Source organism: Solidesulfovibrio sp. DCME (assembly GCF_049995385.1).
GTDB lineage: Bacteria > Desulfobacterota > Desulfovibrionia > Desulfovibrionales > Desulfovibrionaceae > Solidesulfovibrio.
The window spans coordinates 665,988-684,703 of the sequence record NZ_CP188261.1; the positions used below are offsets into that span (position 1 = coordinate 665,988).

General features: G+C 68.6%; 9 protein-coding genes. 6 read left to right on the plus strand and 3 right to left on the minus strand.

Features of this window, described 5'->3' with window-relative positions; all coding sequences use genetic code 11:
- Positions 1-343 precede the first annotated feature (343 nt).
- Both ACP59X_RS02780 and ACP59X_RS02785 read left to right on the plus strand, forming a co-directional pair.
- Entirely contained in the window at positions 344-2,359 is a 2,016-nt protein-coding gene (locus ACP59X_RS02780) for a hypothetical protein (protein ID WP_428564745.1), read from the plus strand.
- 7 nt (positions 2,360-2,366) lie between these two features.
- Positions 2,367-2,927, plus strand: a complete 561-nt coding sequence (locus ACP59X_RS02785) for a hypothetical protein (protein WP_428564747.1) — start codon at positions 2,367-2,369, stop codon at positions 2,925-2,927.
- Between the two features lie 38 nt (positions 2,928-2,965).
- Here ACP59X_RS02785 and ACP59X_RS02790 read toward each other — a convergent pair whose 3' ends face one another.
- Positions 2,966-5,656: a PEP/pyruvate-binding domain-containing protein gene (locus tag ACP59X_RS02790; RefSeq protein WP_428564750.1), complete on the minus strand. Its 2,691-nt coding sequence runs from the start codon at positions 5,654-5,656 to the stop codon at positions 2,966-2,968.
- Between the two features lie 579 nt (positions 5,657-6,235).
- Here ACP59X_RS02790 and ACP59X_RS02795 point away from each other — a divergent pair.
- Complete coding sequence (locus tag ACP59X_RS02795; RefSeq protein ID WP_428564753.1) at positions 6,236-8,185, plus strand: tyrosine-protein phosphatase; 1,950 nt, start codon at positions 6,236-6,238, stop codon at positions 8,183-8,185.
- A gap of 33 nt (positions 8,186-8,218) precedes the next feature.
- Here the strand turns inward: ACP59X_RS02795 and ACP59X_RS02800 are convergent, their stop codons facing one another.
- Both ACP59X_RS02800 and mdlC read right to left on the minus strand, forming a co-directional pair.
- On the minus strand, positions 8,219-9,889 hold the full coding sequence (locus tag ACP59X_RS02800) for a sulfatase-like hydrolase/transferase (protein WP_428564756.1): 1,671 nt from the start codon (positions 9,887-9,889) through the stop codon (positions 8,219-8,221).
- Between the two features lie 202 nt (positions 9,890-10,091).
- The gene (mdlC, locus tag ACP59X_RS02805; protein ID WP_428564759.1) at positions 10,092-11,720 is read right to left on the minus strand and encodes a benzoylformate decarboxylase; all 1,629 of its coding nucleotides are present in this window, start codon (positions 11,718-11,720) and stop codon (positions 10,092-10,094) included.
- A 642-nt stretch (positions 11,721-12,362) separates the two neighbouring features.
- Between mdlC and ACP59X_RS02810 the strand changes: the two genes are divergently transcribed.
- The 3 genes from ACP59X_RS02810 (at position 12,363) to ACP59X_RS02820 (ending at position 18,639) form a co-directional block, all read left to right on the plus strand.
- A complete protein-coding gene (locus tag ACP59X_RS02810) occupies positions 12,363-13,925 on the plus strand; it encodes an efflux transporter outer membrane subunit (RefSeq protein ID WP_428564762.1) in 1,563 nt (520 codons plus the stop codon).
- 70 nt (positions 13,926-13,995) lie between these two features.
- Positions 13,996-15,480, plus strand: coding sequence for an efflux RND transporter periplasmic adaptor subunit (locus ACP59X_RS02815; RefSeq protein ID WP_428564765.1), 1,485 nt, complete (start codon positions 13,996-13,998; stop codon positions 15,478-15,480).
- 12 nt (positions 15,481-15,492) lie between these two features.
- Positions 15,493-18,639, plus strand: coding sequence for an efflux RND transporter permease subunit (locus tag ACP59X_RS02820; RefSeq protein ID WP_428564768.1), 3,147 nt, complete (start codon positions 15,493-15,495; stop codon positions 18,637-18,639).
- The last annotated feature ends 77 nt before the right edge of the window (positions 18,640-18,716 follow it).

The window sequence follows — 18,716 nt, forward strand, 5'->3', positions numbered from 1 at the left end:
CACAAAGTCGGGCATCAAAAAAGCCCGTTGCCGTCGCCGGCCCGGGCCTCCAAACATCTGACGTCCGGGTCCTGTCTGCCTGAAAAGGCGGTGGCTGGCAAGAAGAAAGACGGCCCCTGTCCGCCGTCCGCTCGAAAGGCCGCGCGGCGCGGCCGAAAAAGAGGCCGGCCGCAAGCCGTTCGGTGTCCGCCGCCCGGCCAAAGGGCCACGCGGCGCGGCCCTGTTCGAGGGAAGGGGCCTCGGCCCGGCGCCGGCCACCGCCCCCGGGGGCTTGACGCTGGCCGGAAACGGCAGTACAGCGGCATATCCCAAGCTGTCTCCGGAAAAGTTCAAGACATACAGCATGTTCAATCCACGCAAGCAAGGTGGTGCCCAGAGGCTGGTGCTGGCCTTGGGCTATGCGTTGATCGTCCTCACGCCGTGGCTGGTGGTGGCGGGGGTGTTTCAGTCCCTGGCCCAGACCGCGATCGGCAACCTCATCCCCTATCCGCATTGGGACACCTTCGATGCCGTGACCCAGGCCAGGGCCCTGGCCGCGGCCGGCCTGGGCATGGGCCGTTTCACGCTCAACGAGGTTCCGGCCTTTCTGGGCAATTCGCCGTTCGGGCCGCATGGGTTCGGCTTTCCCCTGGCCCTGTCCCTGGGGGCCAAGGTGTTCGGGGCGGCCTTTGCCTATCGGGCGGCCGTGCTGAACCTGTCGTTTTTCTCGCTGTGCCTGATTGTTTTTCTGGCGCTGACCCGCCCGGGCCTGGCCAAACTGCCGCTTCTGGGCCTGGCCATCGTGTCCCTGGTCGATTTCCCCCATGCCGCGGCGACGTACTGGCAGGACGCCACCCACCTCGGCCTGGCCTTCGTCCTGGCGGCCCTGTTCGCCAAGGTGCTCGCGGCCGAGCCTGGGCGGCACAGGCGGCGTTTCGCGGCAATGCTGTTTGTGGCCATCGCGGCGGCGGCCTTGATCAAGGTGTCCTGGGGGCTGCTTTTCATTCCCTGGTGCCTGCTCGTGCTGCCGGTGGCGGGCTGGGGCCGGCTGGCCGCCTTTCCCTGCGGCGCCGGGCTGCTGGCCCTGTGCTATGCCGCCTACATGCTGCCGGCCTCGCCGTTCGTCAGCTACAGCAGCCCCGGCCGGGCCGTGGTCCAGAACATCCTCGGCGGGGGCGTTGCGCTTGCCGCCATGCCCGGCCTGGCCTACGATCTGGTGGCGCCCAACATCGCGCGCGCCCGGGAACTCATCGCCGGCAATCCCTTTGTCGGCGTCATGGTCGCCCTGCTGCCCCTGGTCCTGGTGAGCTTGGCCTGGGGCCGCCTGCGGGCGCGCAGCGGCGGGGCGGGCGGCCGGGCGGCCCGCGACCTGCCCTGGGTCCATGCCTGCAACCTGGGCGGCTATCTCCTCGCCGCCCTGACCTACCAATCCCTGGAACTGCGCCACCTGTTCCCGGTCTACCTGCTTTCCTTCCTGCTGCTGCTGACCCTTGGCCCGTGGCGGGTCCTGGTGCCGTTTCTGCTCGGCGCCCAACTGGCGGCCGGGCTGTTCGGCTTCCAGGAGGTCCAGAACCAGGCCTACGCCCTGACGGCCAGGCCCGAGGCAAAGCGCGAGCGCATCGAGCGCTTCGCCCGGTTGTCGGAGGGCTTCATGCCGTATACGCGCCAGGACAATGCCTGGTGCAACACGCTGCTGGTGGGCAATTTCGACACGACCACCGAATTCCTCGGCCTGACGCCGGGGCTGGGACTGTCCTACATCCTGACCTATTCGGGCTATTATCCGCCGGCCAAGTCGCGGTTTTTGCTGCTCAAAAACGACTGGCAGGTCGCCTTTTTCGGCGCCGCCAACCGCTTGCGCTTCCTGACCAGGACCACGGCCGGCGACGTGTACCTCAACGAGGATTGCCCCTGCCAGGGGACGGTGGTCACGCCCATCGAGGGCGAGCGGCTGGCCCGGGCGGCCGAGGAACTGGCGGCGCTGCCGGCCGGCCGGGCCTTGCAGGCCCGGGGCCGGGGGGAGGGCCTGGCCTGGGCCGGGTTCGTCCGCCGCGACGGGTCGGAAGTCTACGAAGCCACGGCTTCCCTGGGCGTCGCGGCCTTCGTGGACGGCCAGTTGGCGGCCGGGCGTATGTCCGAGGACAAGGCCCGCAAGCTGCGCGAGGGCCTCGACGCCCTGCGCCTGACCGTGACCTTCGCCCGGGACGGCGACGGACGCTGGGCCGCCGGCGACCCGCGGCTGTCCGCCCATTGCCGCAGCGGGCTTTTCAACAGCTACAACCTCCCGGAGGCGGCCCTTGGCCCGTCCCCGGACGACGGGGCGTTGACGGTGTCGTTTCAGTATCCGGATCTGGACTATTTCGTGTGCGAGTACTGGTAGGAAAACCATGGGCCGATACAAAAGCTTGCTCGTTGTGGCGGCGCTCGTGGCCGGGGCGGCCGTTGTCTTTTATTTTTCGAGCCGCCGCTGGCACACCGTCTACTGCTCGGCGATCCTGCCCCTGGTCAGCTGGGCGCCCCAGGCCAGCGGCCTGCGCTCCTGTTCCAACATCGTCCAATCCATCGAGCCGGACAGCCTGGACAATATCGGGTCGGAGGCCCAGGAAGGCCAGCCGGGCTGGCTGGCGCTGACCTGCAAGGACAAGGCCCGCACCGGGCGCTTTCGCCTCAAGGTCCTGCGCGACCGGGCCTGGATGCTCTATTATCCCCGGGCCAACGGCACGGACAGCGGCGTGGAGGTGTTCGTCAAAAAGGACGGCCAGGTCCGCAAGCTGTCGGGCATGACGGGTTCCGGGGCCGGCTGGTCCGACATCGGCGCCCAGCACGGGGTCAATATCGGCTGCGTGTTCGATGGAGACAGGGCCGAGTCCTTCACCGTCGAGCTGGAATTCGTCCTGCGCGGCCCCTCGGCCCAGGTCTGGGCCAAGGACGGGGCCGTCGTGTTCTAGCGATGCGTCCGTTTCCGCATAACATGCCATCGCCTTCGTTAAGGGTCGCTCCCCGAGGCCGGCTCGCCCGGGGGCGTCAGACGGCGGATGCGGCCCCAGGAGCCGTCCACCTCCACCAGTTCGCCGTCGCGAAGGACCCGCGTGGCCTCGGCCACCCCGGCCACGCACGGCTTGCCGTACTCCCGGGCCACCAGCGAACCGTGCTGGAGCATGCCGCCGACCTCGAGCACAATGGCGGCGGCGTTGACAAAAAGCGGCGTCCAGCCGGGGTCCGTGGCCCTGGCCACCAGGACCTCGCCGGGCAGCAGCGGCTTCTCGTCCGGGCTGTGCAGCACCTTGACCGGCCCTTGCACCGTGCCCGGCGACACGCCCTGGCCCGACAGCTCCCCCTCCTTGGCCGGCCGGGCTTTGGGCCGCAGGATGCGCCCCCGGGAGTCCACCAGGTGGGGGAACTCCTCCACGTGCCCCAGACGGCGTAAAAACACGGTGTTGGCCGCCCCCAGGGCGCGCAGGTCGCACTCCGGGTCGGCCAGCCCCCGGTCCAGGTCGGCCAGCGTCAGGTCGAAGACCGCCTCTTCCCGGTCGAGCCGCCCGGCCCGGGCCAGTTCGCGCCCGGCCTTACGGACGTGCTCGCGCACAAGGGAAATGATCGCCACCAGATAGTACTTGTGATTCTCCCGGTAGCCGCCGAAATGCTCCACCAGGCGGTAGAGCAGGTCATATTCCACATGGGCCAGGGTGCCCATGGACCGGGCCGTTTCCCCCAGGCGGGCATGGGCCGCCTGGCGCCGTTCGATGGAGCGCTGCTGGATGGTGCGGGGCGTTTCGCCGCCCTCGGGCAGCGCGGCCAGGGCGACGACCTGCTTGCACAGGGTCTCGGGCGCGTCGCGGTAGCGCGGCGCGGCCAGGTCCAGTTCGCGCGGCCCCCGGAAGCCGAAACGCTCCATGAAGTCCTGCCAGGCGGCCACGGCCCGGGCCGCCCGGGGCTGGTATTCGCCGGCCAGCAGGCTGCGGCGGATGGTGGCCGCGTCGCCGAGCCCGGCTTCCCGGAACTGCGCGGCGACATCGTACAGGGCCAGCCCCATGTCGATGGTGATGTTGTGGGGCAGGGCCTGGTCGATGTGGGCCAGGTCGTCGGCCACCGTCGAGTCGGCCGCGGCCCGGGCGGCGAAGAGCCGGTGCAGCCGCGACTTGGTCAAGATCCCCACCAGCAGGGGCGTGGCCAGGACTGAAAGCAGCAGTTCGAGGAAGTCCCCGGCCAGCCGGTCCGCGTAGGCGGCAAGGCCAGTTGCGTCCGGAGTGACGGCTTTCATGGCGGCCAGGGCGGCCGCCACCTTGCGGTGGTAGCTGGCGGCGGCATGCTCGGGGGCCAGCGCGGCGGCCAGGTTGCGCAGGGGCAGGCCGGGAACGTGGGTCAAGAGCCGTCGGATGAGGCGTTCGAGGAAGGCCGGCTTGGCCACCCGGCGGTAGGGGGCCAGGTCGGTGTCGCGCAGGATGTCGCTGACCATGGAATCCATGTTGGCGATGAAACCGGCAAATCCCTCGGGGCTGGCCATGGTGAAGGCGTAGGACAGGCAGGAGTAGAGCCGGCCGCCGGCCAGGCGGACCATGCCGTGCCTGGGGTCGAGGATGGCCGTGTCGCCGAGGAGCCGGTGGGCCACCCGGCGGAAAAAGACGGTCAGAAAGTCCTGGCCCATGACCGACAGCGGCTCCTGGATGCCCTGGATGGCCAGGGTGGCGTCCATGAAAAGCAGGCGCGGCGCGCCGGGTTCGGTGCGGATCTCCTCGGGCAGCGGCAGCCAGGCGGTGATGGGCCTGGCCTGCAGCAGGGAGAACCGGTCCCCCTGCCAGGCCCATTCGATGTCCATGGGGCACTGGTACAGGGCCTCGATGCGCGAAAGCGTGGCCGTCATGTGCCGCAACTGGTCGGGCGACAGGGTCGCTTCGTCGTGGCGGTCGTCGGGCCGTTCGGTGGTGCCGCCGTTTGGGAGCAGCCAATACGACGTCTGCTTGGCGCCGATGACCGTCTCCACGACCTTGCCCGTGACCTTGTCCACGGTGAACTGGTCGGGCGTGGCCAGGCCGCTGACCACGGTCTCGCCCAGGCCCCAGTTGGCGTTGAACACGGCCAGGTCGTAGTCGTTGGTCAGCGGGTCGAGGCTGAAGCCGACGCCGGCCACCTCGGCGTCGACCTGGGCCTGGACGACGACGGCGATGCGGGCCTGGCTGGTGTCGAAGCCGTGTTGCCGCTTGTACACGAAGACCCGGGGGTTCAGGCAGGAGGCGAAGGCCCGGCGCACGGCCCGTTCCATGGTTTCCCGCGTCGCGCCGAGGATGGTCTCGTAGCCGCCGGCAAAGGAGGCCCCGGCCAGGTCCTCCTCGGGCGAGGACGAGCGCACGGCGAAAAGCCGCCATTGGCCAAGGGCCTCCAGGGCCTCGGCCAGGAGCTTCGTCTGGTCGGCGTCCAAGGCCAGGGCCTCGGCCAGGGGCGGCAGGGCGGCGGCCGCCGTGGCCATGTCCCGGGCCGGGGCGGCCACAAGGGCCTTCCAGGCGTCGGTCGCCCGCACCTGCCGCACCCAGGGCTCGAAAAACCGGGTGGTCAGGACGAATCCCGGCGGTACGGGGAAGTCCTCGCGGCATAAACGGAGCAGCGAATAGCCCTTGCCGCCCACTGCGCTGATGGCTGGCAGCGGGCCGGTATCCGTGAAGGCGATGATCGGTGCGGTCATGGCATCTCCGACGTGCGCTGCGGGTTAGGAACACAAAGATCGTGGGGGCGAGTCGGTCGCTGTGGCGGTCGAGCCGGCGTGGCGTCCCGGGCGTGTCCGGACGGAGCCGGGCCGTTGTGCCGTTGCGCCATTGCATTCCTGGTTACCCAAGGCGGGAGGGGAAGTCAAAATGCCTGGTGCATTTTTCTTTTTGGTCGCGATGCGGGAGACGGGACTCCAGGGCGGTTCGGTTCGTGCGCCAAGCGGGCATTGGTGTCGTGCGCTACGTGGTGTTCTCTGTCCCATGCGACAGGAGTAAACGGTGGAATTGTGTTGTTGCAGGATGACGCACCGCAGCATTGGGATGGACGGGAGTGGTGGGGGAGAATGAATCGTGCTAGGGAAGGCTTTCTGTCGATTCCTTGTTGTCGCAACGGGAAGAATCCCGTTTTTTTCGACGTCCTGTGGCTGCGTTCGTGCGGCTGCCCTTTGCCTGTGCGCCGGAAGGTGCTCGCAAGGAAGCGCTAGGGAACCGCTCCTGGCACCGCGTGGTGATGCTGCGGCGCACAAGCCGGCCAATGCGATCCGAACGGGGGTATCATGGGCAACATCCTCATCCGCGTCCTGGCGGTCCTGCTTTGTTTGGCGGCCAGGCCCGCCGCAGGCCAGGTGATCGGCACCCCGGTGCTGGCGTCGGCGCCGAACTTTCGGGATATCGCGGGCATCGCGGCCGCCTACGGCGGCACGGGCTTCGTCAACGTCACGAGCCAGTTCGGGCTCATGCGCACCGGCGTGTTCTACCGCTCCGACGCGCTCAATGGCTTAAGCGACACGGATTGGCGGACCATCAGTTCCCTGGGCATCGGCCGGGACATCGACCTGCGCACGCCCTCGGAGATCGCCAGCGCCCCGGACCTAGTGCCCGGGGGCGCCTTCTACACCAACGTCAATATCTACGGCAGTTCGAGTCCGCCGAGCTTCCCGTCCTTTGCTTCCTCTCTTTCGGAGTCCCTCGGCTATTTCGAAAACCTCTATCGGGGCTTCGTGACCGATCCGACCGAGCGGGCGAATTTCCGGACCGTCCTTCTGACCCTGGCCCACGACCCCTTCCCCGACGTGTACCACTGCTCGGGCGGCAAGGACCGCACGGGCTGGACGTCGGCCATCCTGGAAAGCATCGCCGGCGTCCCGTCGGCGACCATCATGCGGGACTACCTGGCCACCGACAGCTATACGGCCGCCACCATCGAGGCGTCGCGGGCCGCCATCCTGGCCGAGCAGCCCGGGGCGAACGCCGCCACCATCACGGTGCTTCTGGGGGTCGTGCCCGGCTACCTCGAGGCCGCCCTCGACCAGGTGAACCAGTCCTACGGCTCCATGTACGGCTACCTGATCCAGGGGCTGGGGCTGACCCTGGAAGACATCTACGTGCTGCGGGCCAAGATGGTCTCGTATCCGGTCCTGCCCGGGCAGGGGGGCCTGGCCGGCAATGCCGCTTCCGGGGCGGCCCTGCTCAACGGGTTGCAGCAATCGGCCCTTTCCGGCCGCTACACCGCCTACAATTTCTATCTCCAGTCGTCGGTGGACCTGGGCGGCCTGGGCGGGGTGCCCGGGCAGGTCGGGGGCCAGGTCCATGCCGACACCGCTTCGGCCCTGCTGCGCCAGCCCGGCTGGGTGGACGAGGCCCTGCGGCCTTATGGGGAAAGCCGCGACCTGGCCGCTGGCCAGGCCCGGTTCTGGCTGGCCGGCCTTGGCGGCGCCTTCTGGACCCAGGGGGGAACGGAGACGGCCTCGAGCCGGGAGCAAAAGGCCGGTTCGATGGTGGGCGTCACCTACCGGGCCGGCGAACGGGCCGGCGGCCATGCGGGCCTGGGCGCCCTGTGGGGGGCGGTCGGCAGTGCCGGGGCCACGGCCACGACCCAGACCGTTTTTGCCACCCTCGGCGGCCGCTTCGGCTTCCTCGGCCTGGACAGCGGCCCCTACCTGGCGGCCCGGGCCTTGGCCGGCTTCGTGGACGTCCAAAGCGACCGCCCCCTGGGCGGCGGCCTGGGTTCGGCCAGCGGCCGGACCACCGGCGGCCTGGCCAGCGGCTTGGCCGCCCTCGGTCACGTCTTCGCCCGGGATGGGCTCACGGTCACGCCGCAAGTGGGGGTGCGGGTCACGGGCGAAACCCTGGCCGGCTTCACGGAAAGCGGCAGCGAACTGGCCCTGTCCGTCCACGGCCGCGACAACGCGATGGCGAGCCTGGTGGCCGACCTGGATGCAGCCCTCGACCGGTGGGGGGGGCAAGCCTGGGCCGTGAGCCCCGCCCTGACCCTCGGCTACGAGCGGCTCCTGGGCGACCCGCAGGTCACGAGCCTCGGGACGTGCTCCGGACAGGCCGTCAGCCAGCGCTCCGCCTTCGGCAGCCATGACCTGTTCAAGGCCGGCCTGGGCCTTGCCGCCGCCTACAAGTCCCTGACCCTGCGGGTTCGGGCCGACGGGGTGCTCGGCGACGGCGGGCGAAGCGTTGGCGTCGGCGGCCAGTTGTCGTTTGGCTACACCTTTTGACGCGAGGGTTTCGCACCAGCCGCGGTTTCCCCATCAACCCCCGGGCAGCTTGAAGTTGGCCGGGAACTTGGGCAGCACCTCGGTTTCGTAGCGCAGCATCTCCTGCTGGAGGATGCCGGCCACGGGCAGGTGCCGGATGCCGACGATGGCATCCTCCTGGGGGTTGGTGTAGAGGTTGAACAGCACCTCGCAGCCGGTCTTGTCCACCACGCCGCCGCTGAACCCCGCGTTCCAGCCCTTCTTGACGATCATATCCGTGATCTGCACCACCTGGTGGTACTTGAACTCGTCGATGCGTACGGCGGCGAACTGCGTGCCCATCCAATAGAACACGCTGCGGCGGTTGGAGTCGCCGCCCTCGGCCAGCAGGAACGAGGCCTGGTCGATGCCGTCCAGGTAGCGGTCGGCCGGCAGCAGCTTGGCCAGTTCCGCCCCGGGCTTGCCGGCCAGGGACAGGGCAGTGGGGAGCACGTCGGCCAGGTCGAAGAGCCCCTCGGACTTGCGCGGTTCGATCATGCCCTTCCAGTAGGCGAAGGTGGGCACGCGCACGCCGCCTTCCCAGGTCGTGCCCTTGTAGCCGCGAAAGGGCGTGCGGCCGTAGGGCGGCACCTCGCCCTCGGGGCCGTTATCCGAGGTGAAGAGGACCAGGGTGTTTTCGAGTTGCCCCGAATCGGCCAGGGCCTGCATGAGCCGGCCGAAGACGGCGTCCATCTCCACCATGCAGTCGCCAAACGAGGTGTGGGACCGGGAGGTCCCGGCAAAGGCGTCGTTGGGGTAGTTGTCGAAATGGCAGCCCCGGGTGCCGTAGTAGAGGAAGAAGGGCTTTTGCGCCCCGGCCTGGTTGCGGATGAACTGCTCGGCATAGGCGGCCCATTCCTGGTCCAGGGTCTTGATGGTATCGAGGTCGATCAGGCGCACCGCCTGGCAGGGTTGGCCCTTGCGGCAGTGCACGTCGTTGTGGTTGAAATCGGACTTTTCCATCATGGCGAACCGGGCCGGGTTGAGGGCGATTTCCGGGTTGTAGTAGATGTCGCGCCATTCGGTGTACATGTCCGACACGGACAAGAAGCCCCGGAAGTCGTCGAAGCCGACGTTTTGCGGCTGGGAACCCTCGTTTTCGCCCATGTGCCATTTGCCCACGCCCTGGGTGACGTAGCCCTGGTCGGACAAAAGCCTGGCCAGGGTGACGGCGCCTTCCAGGCCCCCGGCCTGGCCGTACATGGGCGGGTATTGCAGGCCGTGGTGCACGGGCAGCTGGCCGGTCATGATGGTCGCCCGGGTGGGGGAGCAGCTCGGCTGGGAATAGGCCGAGGTGAGGATCAGGCCCTTGGCGGCGAAGGAATCCAGGGTCGGCGTGTCGTTGCCCACGGCGATGCCGCCGCCGTTGAAGCCCACGTCCATCCAGCCCACGTCGTCGAGCAGCACGACCATGATATTGGGCTTTTTGCCGAACTTTTTTTCCAGGGCGGCCAGCTTGTCCGCCGTCCGCCTGGCCTGGTCGGGATGGGGGACGACCGGCTCCATGTTCGGGGCGACCTTGACGGGCGGGACGTGGAGGTACTGGTCGGACTGGACCGTGCCCTTGGCCGTGGTGGGGCCGGTGGAGGCGCCCCGTTCGTTGCCGGCCAAGGCGGCGGAACAGGCAAGTACGAGGAACACGACAAGGACGGAAACAAGCGCCAAGACGATGGTGGGGCGTCGCATCGCGGAAGGCCTCCTGCTGCGTACGAGTGTAGGCACAGACACGAGAAAGCCGCGTGATCACCGGGGAAATGCGAGGATAGCGGGAATCCCGGAGCTTGGGAAGCACGATCCCGTGGTCCATCGATTTTCTCGTCCGGCGGCGTGCCGGCCTTGGCTTGTCGGTCCGGGCGCGCCGCCCTGTTGTGCCGTGGCGTCGACCTCCCTAGCCGTCGCCCAGCAGCTTGTGGATCGTCTTGTCGATGGGGATTTCGATGACCGTGACGCCCGGTTCGGCCAGGGCCTGGCGGAAGGCGGCCTCGATGGCGGCCGGGGAGGCAACCCGGCAGGCCCTGGCCCCGTAGCCCTGGCCCAGGGAGGCGATGTCCAGGCCCGGCAGGTCCAGGCCCGGGACGTTGGGTGTGGCCTCAAGCAGGGCGAAGGCCTTGAGGATGCCGTATTCCTCGTTGCGCAGGACCACGAACACGACATGGGCGCCGTGCTGCACGGCCGTCCAGATGGATTGGGGCGCGTACTGGAACGATCCGTCACCGATAAGGGCCACCACGGGGCGGCCCCGGCCGGTGCGCTTTTCGGCCAGGGCCAGGCCCACGGCCGCCGGCATGCCCCAGCCCAGGGCGCCCGAGGCCATGATGTAGTAGCTGTCGGGCTTGGTGATGGTGCCGAAGCGTGTCTGGCTCAGTTCGCCCATGTTGGAGGGCGATTCGTTGACCAGGACATAGTCCTCGGGGGCGCACTGGGAGAGCACGGCGAAGACCTGTTTGGCGGTCAGCGGTTCGCCGGCGCCGGCCAGAAGGGCCTGGGCGTCCTCGCGGGCGCCGGCCGGGCGGGGCGAGGCCGGGGCCGGGCGCTGTCCAAGCCTGTCCAGCAGGCCGGCGACGGCCAGGCCGGCGTCGCCGACCAGGCTGTCGCCGGCCACGGACTTGGCCGCCTCGTAGGCGCTGTCCGTGACCTGCAGCAGTTCGGCCCCGGCCGGCAGGGTGTCGCCGGGCACCCAGGGATAGTAGCGAAAGACCGGCGCGCCCACGACCACGATGAGGTCATGGCCGGCCAGGGCCTGGCTGACCGGGCCCACGGCCGCCGGCAGCACGCCGGCGTAGAGCGGATGGTCCTGCGGGAAGGGCACGTTTTCGGTGAATGGGCCGAACCAGACCGGGGCCTGCACGCGTTCGGCCAGGGCGATGCCGGCGTCCCAGGCCTGGCTGCGGCCGAGGTCGCCGCCGTAGACGAGCACCGGGTTGCGGCTGGCCTCGATGCGACGGGCGAAGGCGGCCAGGCGGTCCGGGTCCGGGGCCTGGCGGGTGGCGATGGTGCGAAAGACGTCCACGGCCGCCATCTCCTGGTCCCAGTCGTCCAGGGGCAAGGACAGGAAGACCGGGCCGGTCGGCGGCTGCATGGCCATGGCGTAGGCGCGCATGAAGGCGCCGGGCACGTCCTGGGGGCGGCTCGGTTCGTAGCTCCATTTGACATAGGGCCGGGGCAGGGTCTGGGGCTCGAAGTTGGTCAGAAACGGCTCGGACAGGAGCATCTGCCGGGTCTGCTGGCCGGCGGTGACGATCAGCGGCGTCTTGTTGAGGTAGGCCGAGAGCAGGGCGCCCATGGCGTTGCCGATGCCGGCGCCGGTATGCACGTTGACGATGACCGGCGTTCGCAGCCCCTGGGCCAGGCCGTCGGCGATGGCCACGACGTTGGTTTCCTGCAGGGCCATGACATAGGTGAAGTCGGCCGGGAAATTTTTCAGGAACGTCTCTTCGGTGGAACCCGGGTTGCCGACGACGGTGGTCAGGCCCAGGCGGCGCAGCAAATCGAACGTGACTTCGCGGACGAGGGGCATGGGCAGGCTCCAGGGGTTGGGGATTATCGCCGCCGCGACGCGGGCGCCTCGCGGCCGGCGGCATGGTTGTCGCGAAACTAGCACAGTCGCCGGGGGAGGCAAGCCTTCCCAGCGGTACCAAGGCCTCGGTACCGGTCGGCGGCGGCCCTTGCCGGAGGGCCTGCCGTAATCCGGGACAGGGGAACGGGGCGGCTCATGGAGCAAGGCATCGCCCAAAACGGTTCCGGATTCACCATTGGGGCGGGCGATCGGGTGTTGCAGACGTGATGGGGGCGCGTCGCGGGCACTGCCGGGCGGCGCGGCGCAAAGGGAAACGACGCCCCGGCCGGGGCAGCCGCGCGGCAGCACGTGGGGGCACACGGGGCCCTTTTTGTATATTTGGAGGTAACCTGCTTTTTTGCTTCAAAGTTATTGACAGCGATGGCCAAAAAAGAAACAAGCGGCAAAGGAGACTGGCCTGGCCGGCAGGCGGGACGTTGCGTCCCTGCTGTGTGCCTGGGCCGGGCTTGCGGCGTTCCCGTGGCCATGCCACACCATGGATGGGGATTGGTTCGACGGTGCCGACGTTTTTTTCATAAACCCTGCGTCCGGGTCACGGGGTCGGTTTCCATGCGTGCGATCCGTTTCAGGTTGCCCTTGTGGATGGCGCTATTTGCGGCCATCCTTGCTTCCGGCTGCATGAAGGTCGGACCCGACTTCAAGCGCCCGGGCGATCCGGCCTACCCGGACTGGGTCGAGGGCGGCCAGGCCGGCACGCGGCCGGGCCTGGCGGTGCAAAACGAGTGGTGGGACGCCTTCGGCGACCCCGAACTGGCCCGGCTGGTCCGTTCCTCCTTCGAGGCCAACCTGCCGTTGCGGGTGGCCGGGCTGCGGGTCATCGAGGCCAGGGCCCAGCTCGGCATCGCCGTGGGCCAGTTCTATCCCCAGTCCCAGACCGGCTCCGGCGGCTATACCTTCACCAAGGAAAGCCACCTCGCCCCCACCTGGCCCCAGCCCGGCTCCAGCCAGTCCGTGCAGGACGCCGTCTGGCAGAACACCCTGGGCCTCGGCGCCAGTTGGGAGCTCGATTTCTGGGGCAAGTACCGCCGGGGCATCGAGTCGGCCGAGGCGACGCTGCGGGCCAATGCCGCCGACTACGACAACGCCCTGGTCAGCCTGGCCGGCGACGTGGCCACCACCTACCTGAACCTGCGCATCAACCAGGCCCAGCTCGACATCGCCCACCAGAACGTGGTGCTGCAAACCGAGGGCCTCAAAATCGCCGAGGCCCGCTTCCGCTACGGCGCCACCAGCGAGCGCGACGTGGAGCAGGCGAGGACCATGCTGCTGTCCACCGAGGCCACCATCCCGGGCTTCGAAAGCGCCATCGCCCAGAACCGCCACGCCCTGTCCGTGCTGCTGGGCCTGCCGCCGGACACGCCGCCGGAAGGCCTCGACCGGACCAAGGGCATTCCCGCGCCGCCCTGGGAGATCGGGGTGGGCGTGCCGGCCGACCTGCTGCGCCGCCGGCCCGACGTGCGCGCCGCCGAATACGCCGCCATGGCCCAGTGCGCCAAGATCGGCGTGGCCAAGGCCGATCTGTTCCCTTCGTTTTCCCTCGGCGGCTCGGTCGGCTTCCTGGCCAGCGACGTGGGCCTGTTCAGCCTGTCCAACCTGCTGTCCCAGCAGGGGTTCACGGCCCAGTTCGTGCCGCAGTTTTCCTGGAACCTCTTCAACTACGGCCGGATCATCGACAACGTCCGCGTCCAGGACGCCAAGTTCCAGCAGTTGCTCATCCAGTACCGCCAGACGGTGCTCAAAGCCCTGCGCGAGGTCGAGGACGCCCTGTCCAGCTACATCGGGGCCAGCGCCCAGGTCGTCTCCCTGGCCAAGGCGGCCGACGCGGCCAAGCGCTCGGCCGACCTGGCCTTCATCCAGTACAGCGAGGGCAAGACCGATTACACCACCGTGCTCGTGGCCCAGCAGCAACTGCTCAAGCAGCAGGACGACCTGGTGACCACGCAAGGCACCGTGGCCACCTCCCTGGTCAGCCTCTACCGGGCCCTGGGCGGCGGCTGGCAGGTGCGCCAGGGCCTGCCCTACGTGCCCGACGACGTGCGGCGCGAGATGGAAAAGCGGACGTGGTGGGGCTCGCAGATCAAGGAAGGCCCGAAGCAGGTCGAGGAATCCGGCCAGGGCCTGTCCCGGTTCGTGCCCGACCTGTAGCATCGCCACCCCAAACGGCAACCGCGCCGCCCGGGCGGGCCGCGGCAAACACGATCGGGACGGATAGCCCATGCACACGCCACACCAACGGATCGCCTCGGCCCTGGTCGCCCTCGTGGCTGTCGCGGGGAGCCTTATCGTCCTTTTCGGCTGCGAGGGCGGCAACAAGTACGTGCCGCCGCCCACGCCCAAGGTCCAGGTGGCCAGGCCGGAGAACCGGGAGGTCACGGAATACCTCCAGTTCACCGGCAACACCCAGGCCGTCAATTCCGTCGATTTGAAGGCCCGGGTCGAGGGCTACCTCGTCAAGCAGGCCTACGTGGACGGCGCGGACGTCAAGAAGGGCCAGCTGCTGTTCGTCATCCAGCCCGAGCCCTACGAGGCCAAGCTCCTGCAGGCCAAGGCCCAGCTGCTGAGCCAGCAGGCCGGCCTGCACCAGGCCGAGATCGAATACGTGCGCGCCAAGAACCTGCTGCGGGAAAAGGCCGGCCCGGACACGGACGTGGTCAAGTGGGACGCCCAGCGCGAGCAGTACAAGGCCGGCGTGGAAGCGGCCAAGGCGCAAATCGAGATCGCCGAGATCAACCTGAGCTACACCCGGGTCCTGGCCCCCTTCGACGGCCGGGTCAGCCGGCGCAGCGTGGACGTGGGCAACCTCGTCGGCGCCGGCGAACCGACGCTTCTGGCCACCACCATCAGCTACGACCCCATGTACGTCTACTTCACCCTGGGCGAGCGCGATTTGCTGCGCCTTAAGGCCGCCCGGGGCGGAACGGCCGCCCCGGAAAAGGATGTCCATATCCCGGTGGAGGTCGGCTTCAGCGATTCGACGGACTATCCGTTTACGGGAAAGCTCGACTACTACGGCCTGGGCATCGACCCCAAGATCGGCACCATCCTGCTGCGGGGCGAGCTGCCCAACCCCGATGGCGGCATCACCCCGGGGCTTTTCGCCCGGGTGCGGGTGCCGCTGAAAAAACGCCAGGCCCTGCTCGTGCCGGACACGGCCGTGGGCCAGGACCAGACCGGGCATTTCCTGCTGCTCCTCGACGACAAGGACGTGGTGCAGCAGCGCCCGGTCACCCTCGGCTTCGCCGTGGACGGCATGTACGTGGTGGACAAGGGCCTGACCGGCGACGAGCGGGTCATCGTCAGCGACCTGCAGCGGGTGCGCCCCGGCGGCAAGGCCGAGCCCCTGCCCGCCGCGCCCAAGGCCCCGGCCGCCGCGCCGAAAGCCGCCGACACCGCCACGAAGACGCCCGACCCGGCGCCAAAGGCCCCGGCCGCCGCGCCCAAGGCCCCGGATGCCACGCCGCAAGCCCCGGCTGTTGCGCCCAAGGCCCCGGATGCCGTGGCGCCGGCCCCGGCTGTTGCGCCCAAGGCGCCGGACGCCGTGACCGAAGCCCCAGCCGCCGTGGCGCCGGCCTCGGCTGTTGCGCCCAAGGCGCCGGCTGCCGCGTCCAAGGCGCCGGCCCATGCGCCAAAAAAACCGGCCCCAGCGCCCAAAACCCCGGCCCCCGCGCCCCATGCGCCGGCCGCCGGGGCCAACCCCTAGGGGCCGCACGCCATGTTCTCCAAATTCTTCATCGAGCGGCCGGTCCTGGCCAACGTGCTGGCGGTGCTGATCATGCTGCTTGGCGTGGTCACGCTGCTGCGGCTCCCGGTGGCCCAGTACCCCGACATCACCCCGCCCACGGTGCAGGTCACCACCAGCTTCCCCGGCGCCAGCCCGCAGGTCATCGTGGACTCCGTGGCCGCGCCCATCGAGCAGCAGGTCAACGGCGTGGAAGGCATGCTCTACATGAGCTCCAATAGCGCCTCGGACGGCTCCTACACCCTGACCGTGACCTTCGAGGTCGGCACCGACGTGGACATGGCCACGGTGCTCGTCCAAAACAGGGTCAACCAGGCCCTGGCCCGCCTGCCCCAGCAGGTCCAGGCCCAAGGCATCACCGTCCAGAAGCAGTCCACCGCCATCCTGATGTGCGTTTCCCTCGAATCGCCCGACGGCACCTACGACAGCCTGTTTCTGTCCAACTACGGCTATCTGCGCGTGCGCGACGAGCTGTCGCGCCTGCCGGGCGTGGGCAGCGTCAACGTCAACGGCAGCGACGAATACGGCATGCGCATCTGGCTCGACCCGGACAAGGTCAAGACCTTCGGGCTCACGGCCCAGGACGTGGTCAACGCCGTCTCCCAGCAAAACGTCCAGGTCGCCGCCGGCCAGATCGGCCAGCAGCCCGCCCCGGACAACCTGCACTTCCAGTACATGATCCAGATGCAGGGCCGCCTCGAGGACGTGGCCCAGTTCGAGGACATCATCCTCAAGGCCGATTTCAAGGAGACCGGCAAGGTCCTGCGCGTCAAGGACGTGGGCCGGGTGGAACTGGGCAGCAAGACCTACGACCGCTTTGCGCTCAAAAACGGCAAGCCGGCCAGCCTGCTGGCCATCTACCTCCTGCCCGGGGCCAACGCCCTCGAGACCGCCGACCTGGTCAAGGCGGCCATGAAAAAGATCGCCCAGGACTTCCCGCCCGGGCTCATCTACGACATCCCCTTCGACACCACCCGCTTCGTCAACCAGGCCATCCACGACGTCTACAAGACGCTGATTGAGGCCGGCATCCTGGTGCTTTTGGTCATCATGCTCTTCCTCCAGGACTTCAAGGCCATGCTCGTGCCGGCCACCACCGTGCCGGTCACCATCCTCGGGGCGTTCATCGCCATGGGCATGCTCGGGTTTTCCGTCAACCTGGTCACGCTGTTCGGCATCATCCTGGCCATCGGCATCGTGGTGGACGACGCCATCATCATCGTGGAGGGCACGGCCCACCATATTGAACTGGGGGATAGCCCCCACGACGCGGCCATCGCCACCATGAAGGAGCTTTTCGGCCCCATCATCGGCATCACCCTGGTGCTGATCTCGGTCTTTTTGCCGGCCTCGTTTCTGCCCGGCATCACCGGCCAGCTCTACCGCCAGTTCTCCCTGGTCATCGCCTCCACGGCCGTGATCAGCGCGATTAACGCCGCCACCCTCAAGCCCACCCAGTGCGCCCTGTGGATGAAACCCCACAAGGGGCAGCCCAACGCCTTTTTCCGGGGCTTCAACGCCCTGTACAACCGCTGCGAGGCCGTCTACGCCGCCGTGGTCGGCTTCATCGTCCGGCACGCCAAGACGGCCATGCTGGGCTACGCCGGGCTCATCGCCGTGACCTTCATCGGCTTCGCCTCCCTGCCCACCGGCTTCCTGCCGGAAGAGGACCAGGGCTACGCCATCATCAGCCTCCAGCTGCCGCCGGCGGCCTCGCTGTCGCGCACGGCGTCGGTCATCAAGCAGATCGACGGCTTCCTCAAGGACGCGCCCGGCGTGGCCGACTGGATCACCTTCGGCGGCATGTCCATCCTCGACTCCCTCAACCAGCCCAACATGGCCGCCATCTTCGTCACCTACGTGGATTGGGACAAGCGGCCCAAGGGCGTGGACCAGCAATCCATCCTGCGCTACATCCGCTCCCGCCTCAATACGCTCCAGGACGCCGTGGCCTTCGTGATGATCCCGCCGGCCATCCAGGGCCTGGGCCAGGCCAGCGGCTTCCAGATGATGGTGGAGGACCGGGGGGCGCTTGGCCCCTACGCCCTGCAGGAGGCCTGCTACGGGCTCATCGACGTCGGCCGCACCCAGACCGGGCTGACCCCCCTCAACGTCACCTACAACGCCGCCACGCCGCAAATCTACGCCGACATCGACCGCACCCAGGTCCAGTACAAGGGGGTCAGCTTCAACGACCTCTTCAGCACCATCTCCACCTACATGGGCTCGACCTACATCAACGACTTCAACAAGTTCGGCCGCGTCTACCAGGTGCGGGCCCAGGCCGAGTCGCGTTTCCGCCTCAATGCCCAGGACGTCATGCAGATGGAGATCCGCAACAACAAGGGCGAGATGATGCCCCTGTCCGCGGTCACCACCATCAAGGACATCCTGGGCCCCACGGTGCTGACCCGCTACAACCTCTACACCTCGGCCGCGGTCTACGGCGCCGCCGCCCCGGGCTTCAGTTCCGGCCAGGCGCTCACGCTCATGGAGCAGATGGCCCGGGACCGCCTGCCGACGTCCATGGGCATCGAATGGACGAACATGTCCTACCAGGAGAAGCAGGTCGGCAACCAGGCCTACCTGATCTTCGCCCTGGCCGTGGTCCTGGTCTACCTGGTCCTGGCCGCCCAGTACGAGAGCTGGGCCACGCCCACGGCCGTCATCCTGGTCGTGCCCCTGGCCCTTTTGGGCACCATGGTGGCGCTTTTGATTCGCCACATGGACAACAACGTCTACACCCAGATCGGCGTGGTGCTTTTAATCGCCCTGGCCAGCAAGAACGCCATCCTCATCGTGGAATTCGCCCGGGAACGCCGGGCCAAGGGCATGGACATCACCCAGGCGGCGGTGGAGGCGGCCCGGCTGCGCTTTCGCCCCATCATCATGACCTCGTTCGCCTTCATCCTCGGCGTGGTGCCGCTGCTGACGGCCAACGGGGCCGGCGCGGCCAGCCAGCGGGCCGTGGGCACGGCGGTTTTCGGCGGCATGCTCGCCTCCACCCTGCTGGCCGTGCTGGTGGTGCCGGTTTTCTACGTGCTGGTGCAGGGATTCGCCGAGCGGGTCCTCGGCGTGGACAAGCCCAAGGTCGAGGCGCAGGCGCCCAAGGACGCGTAGGGTTCCCCGCCGCCGGCGCAATCCCGGCGGGCCGGGGCAGCCTGGCCTGCCGGGGGCTTGGCGACCGCCCCTGTCGT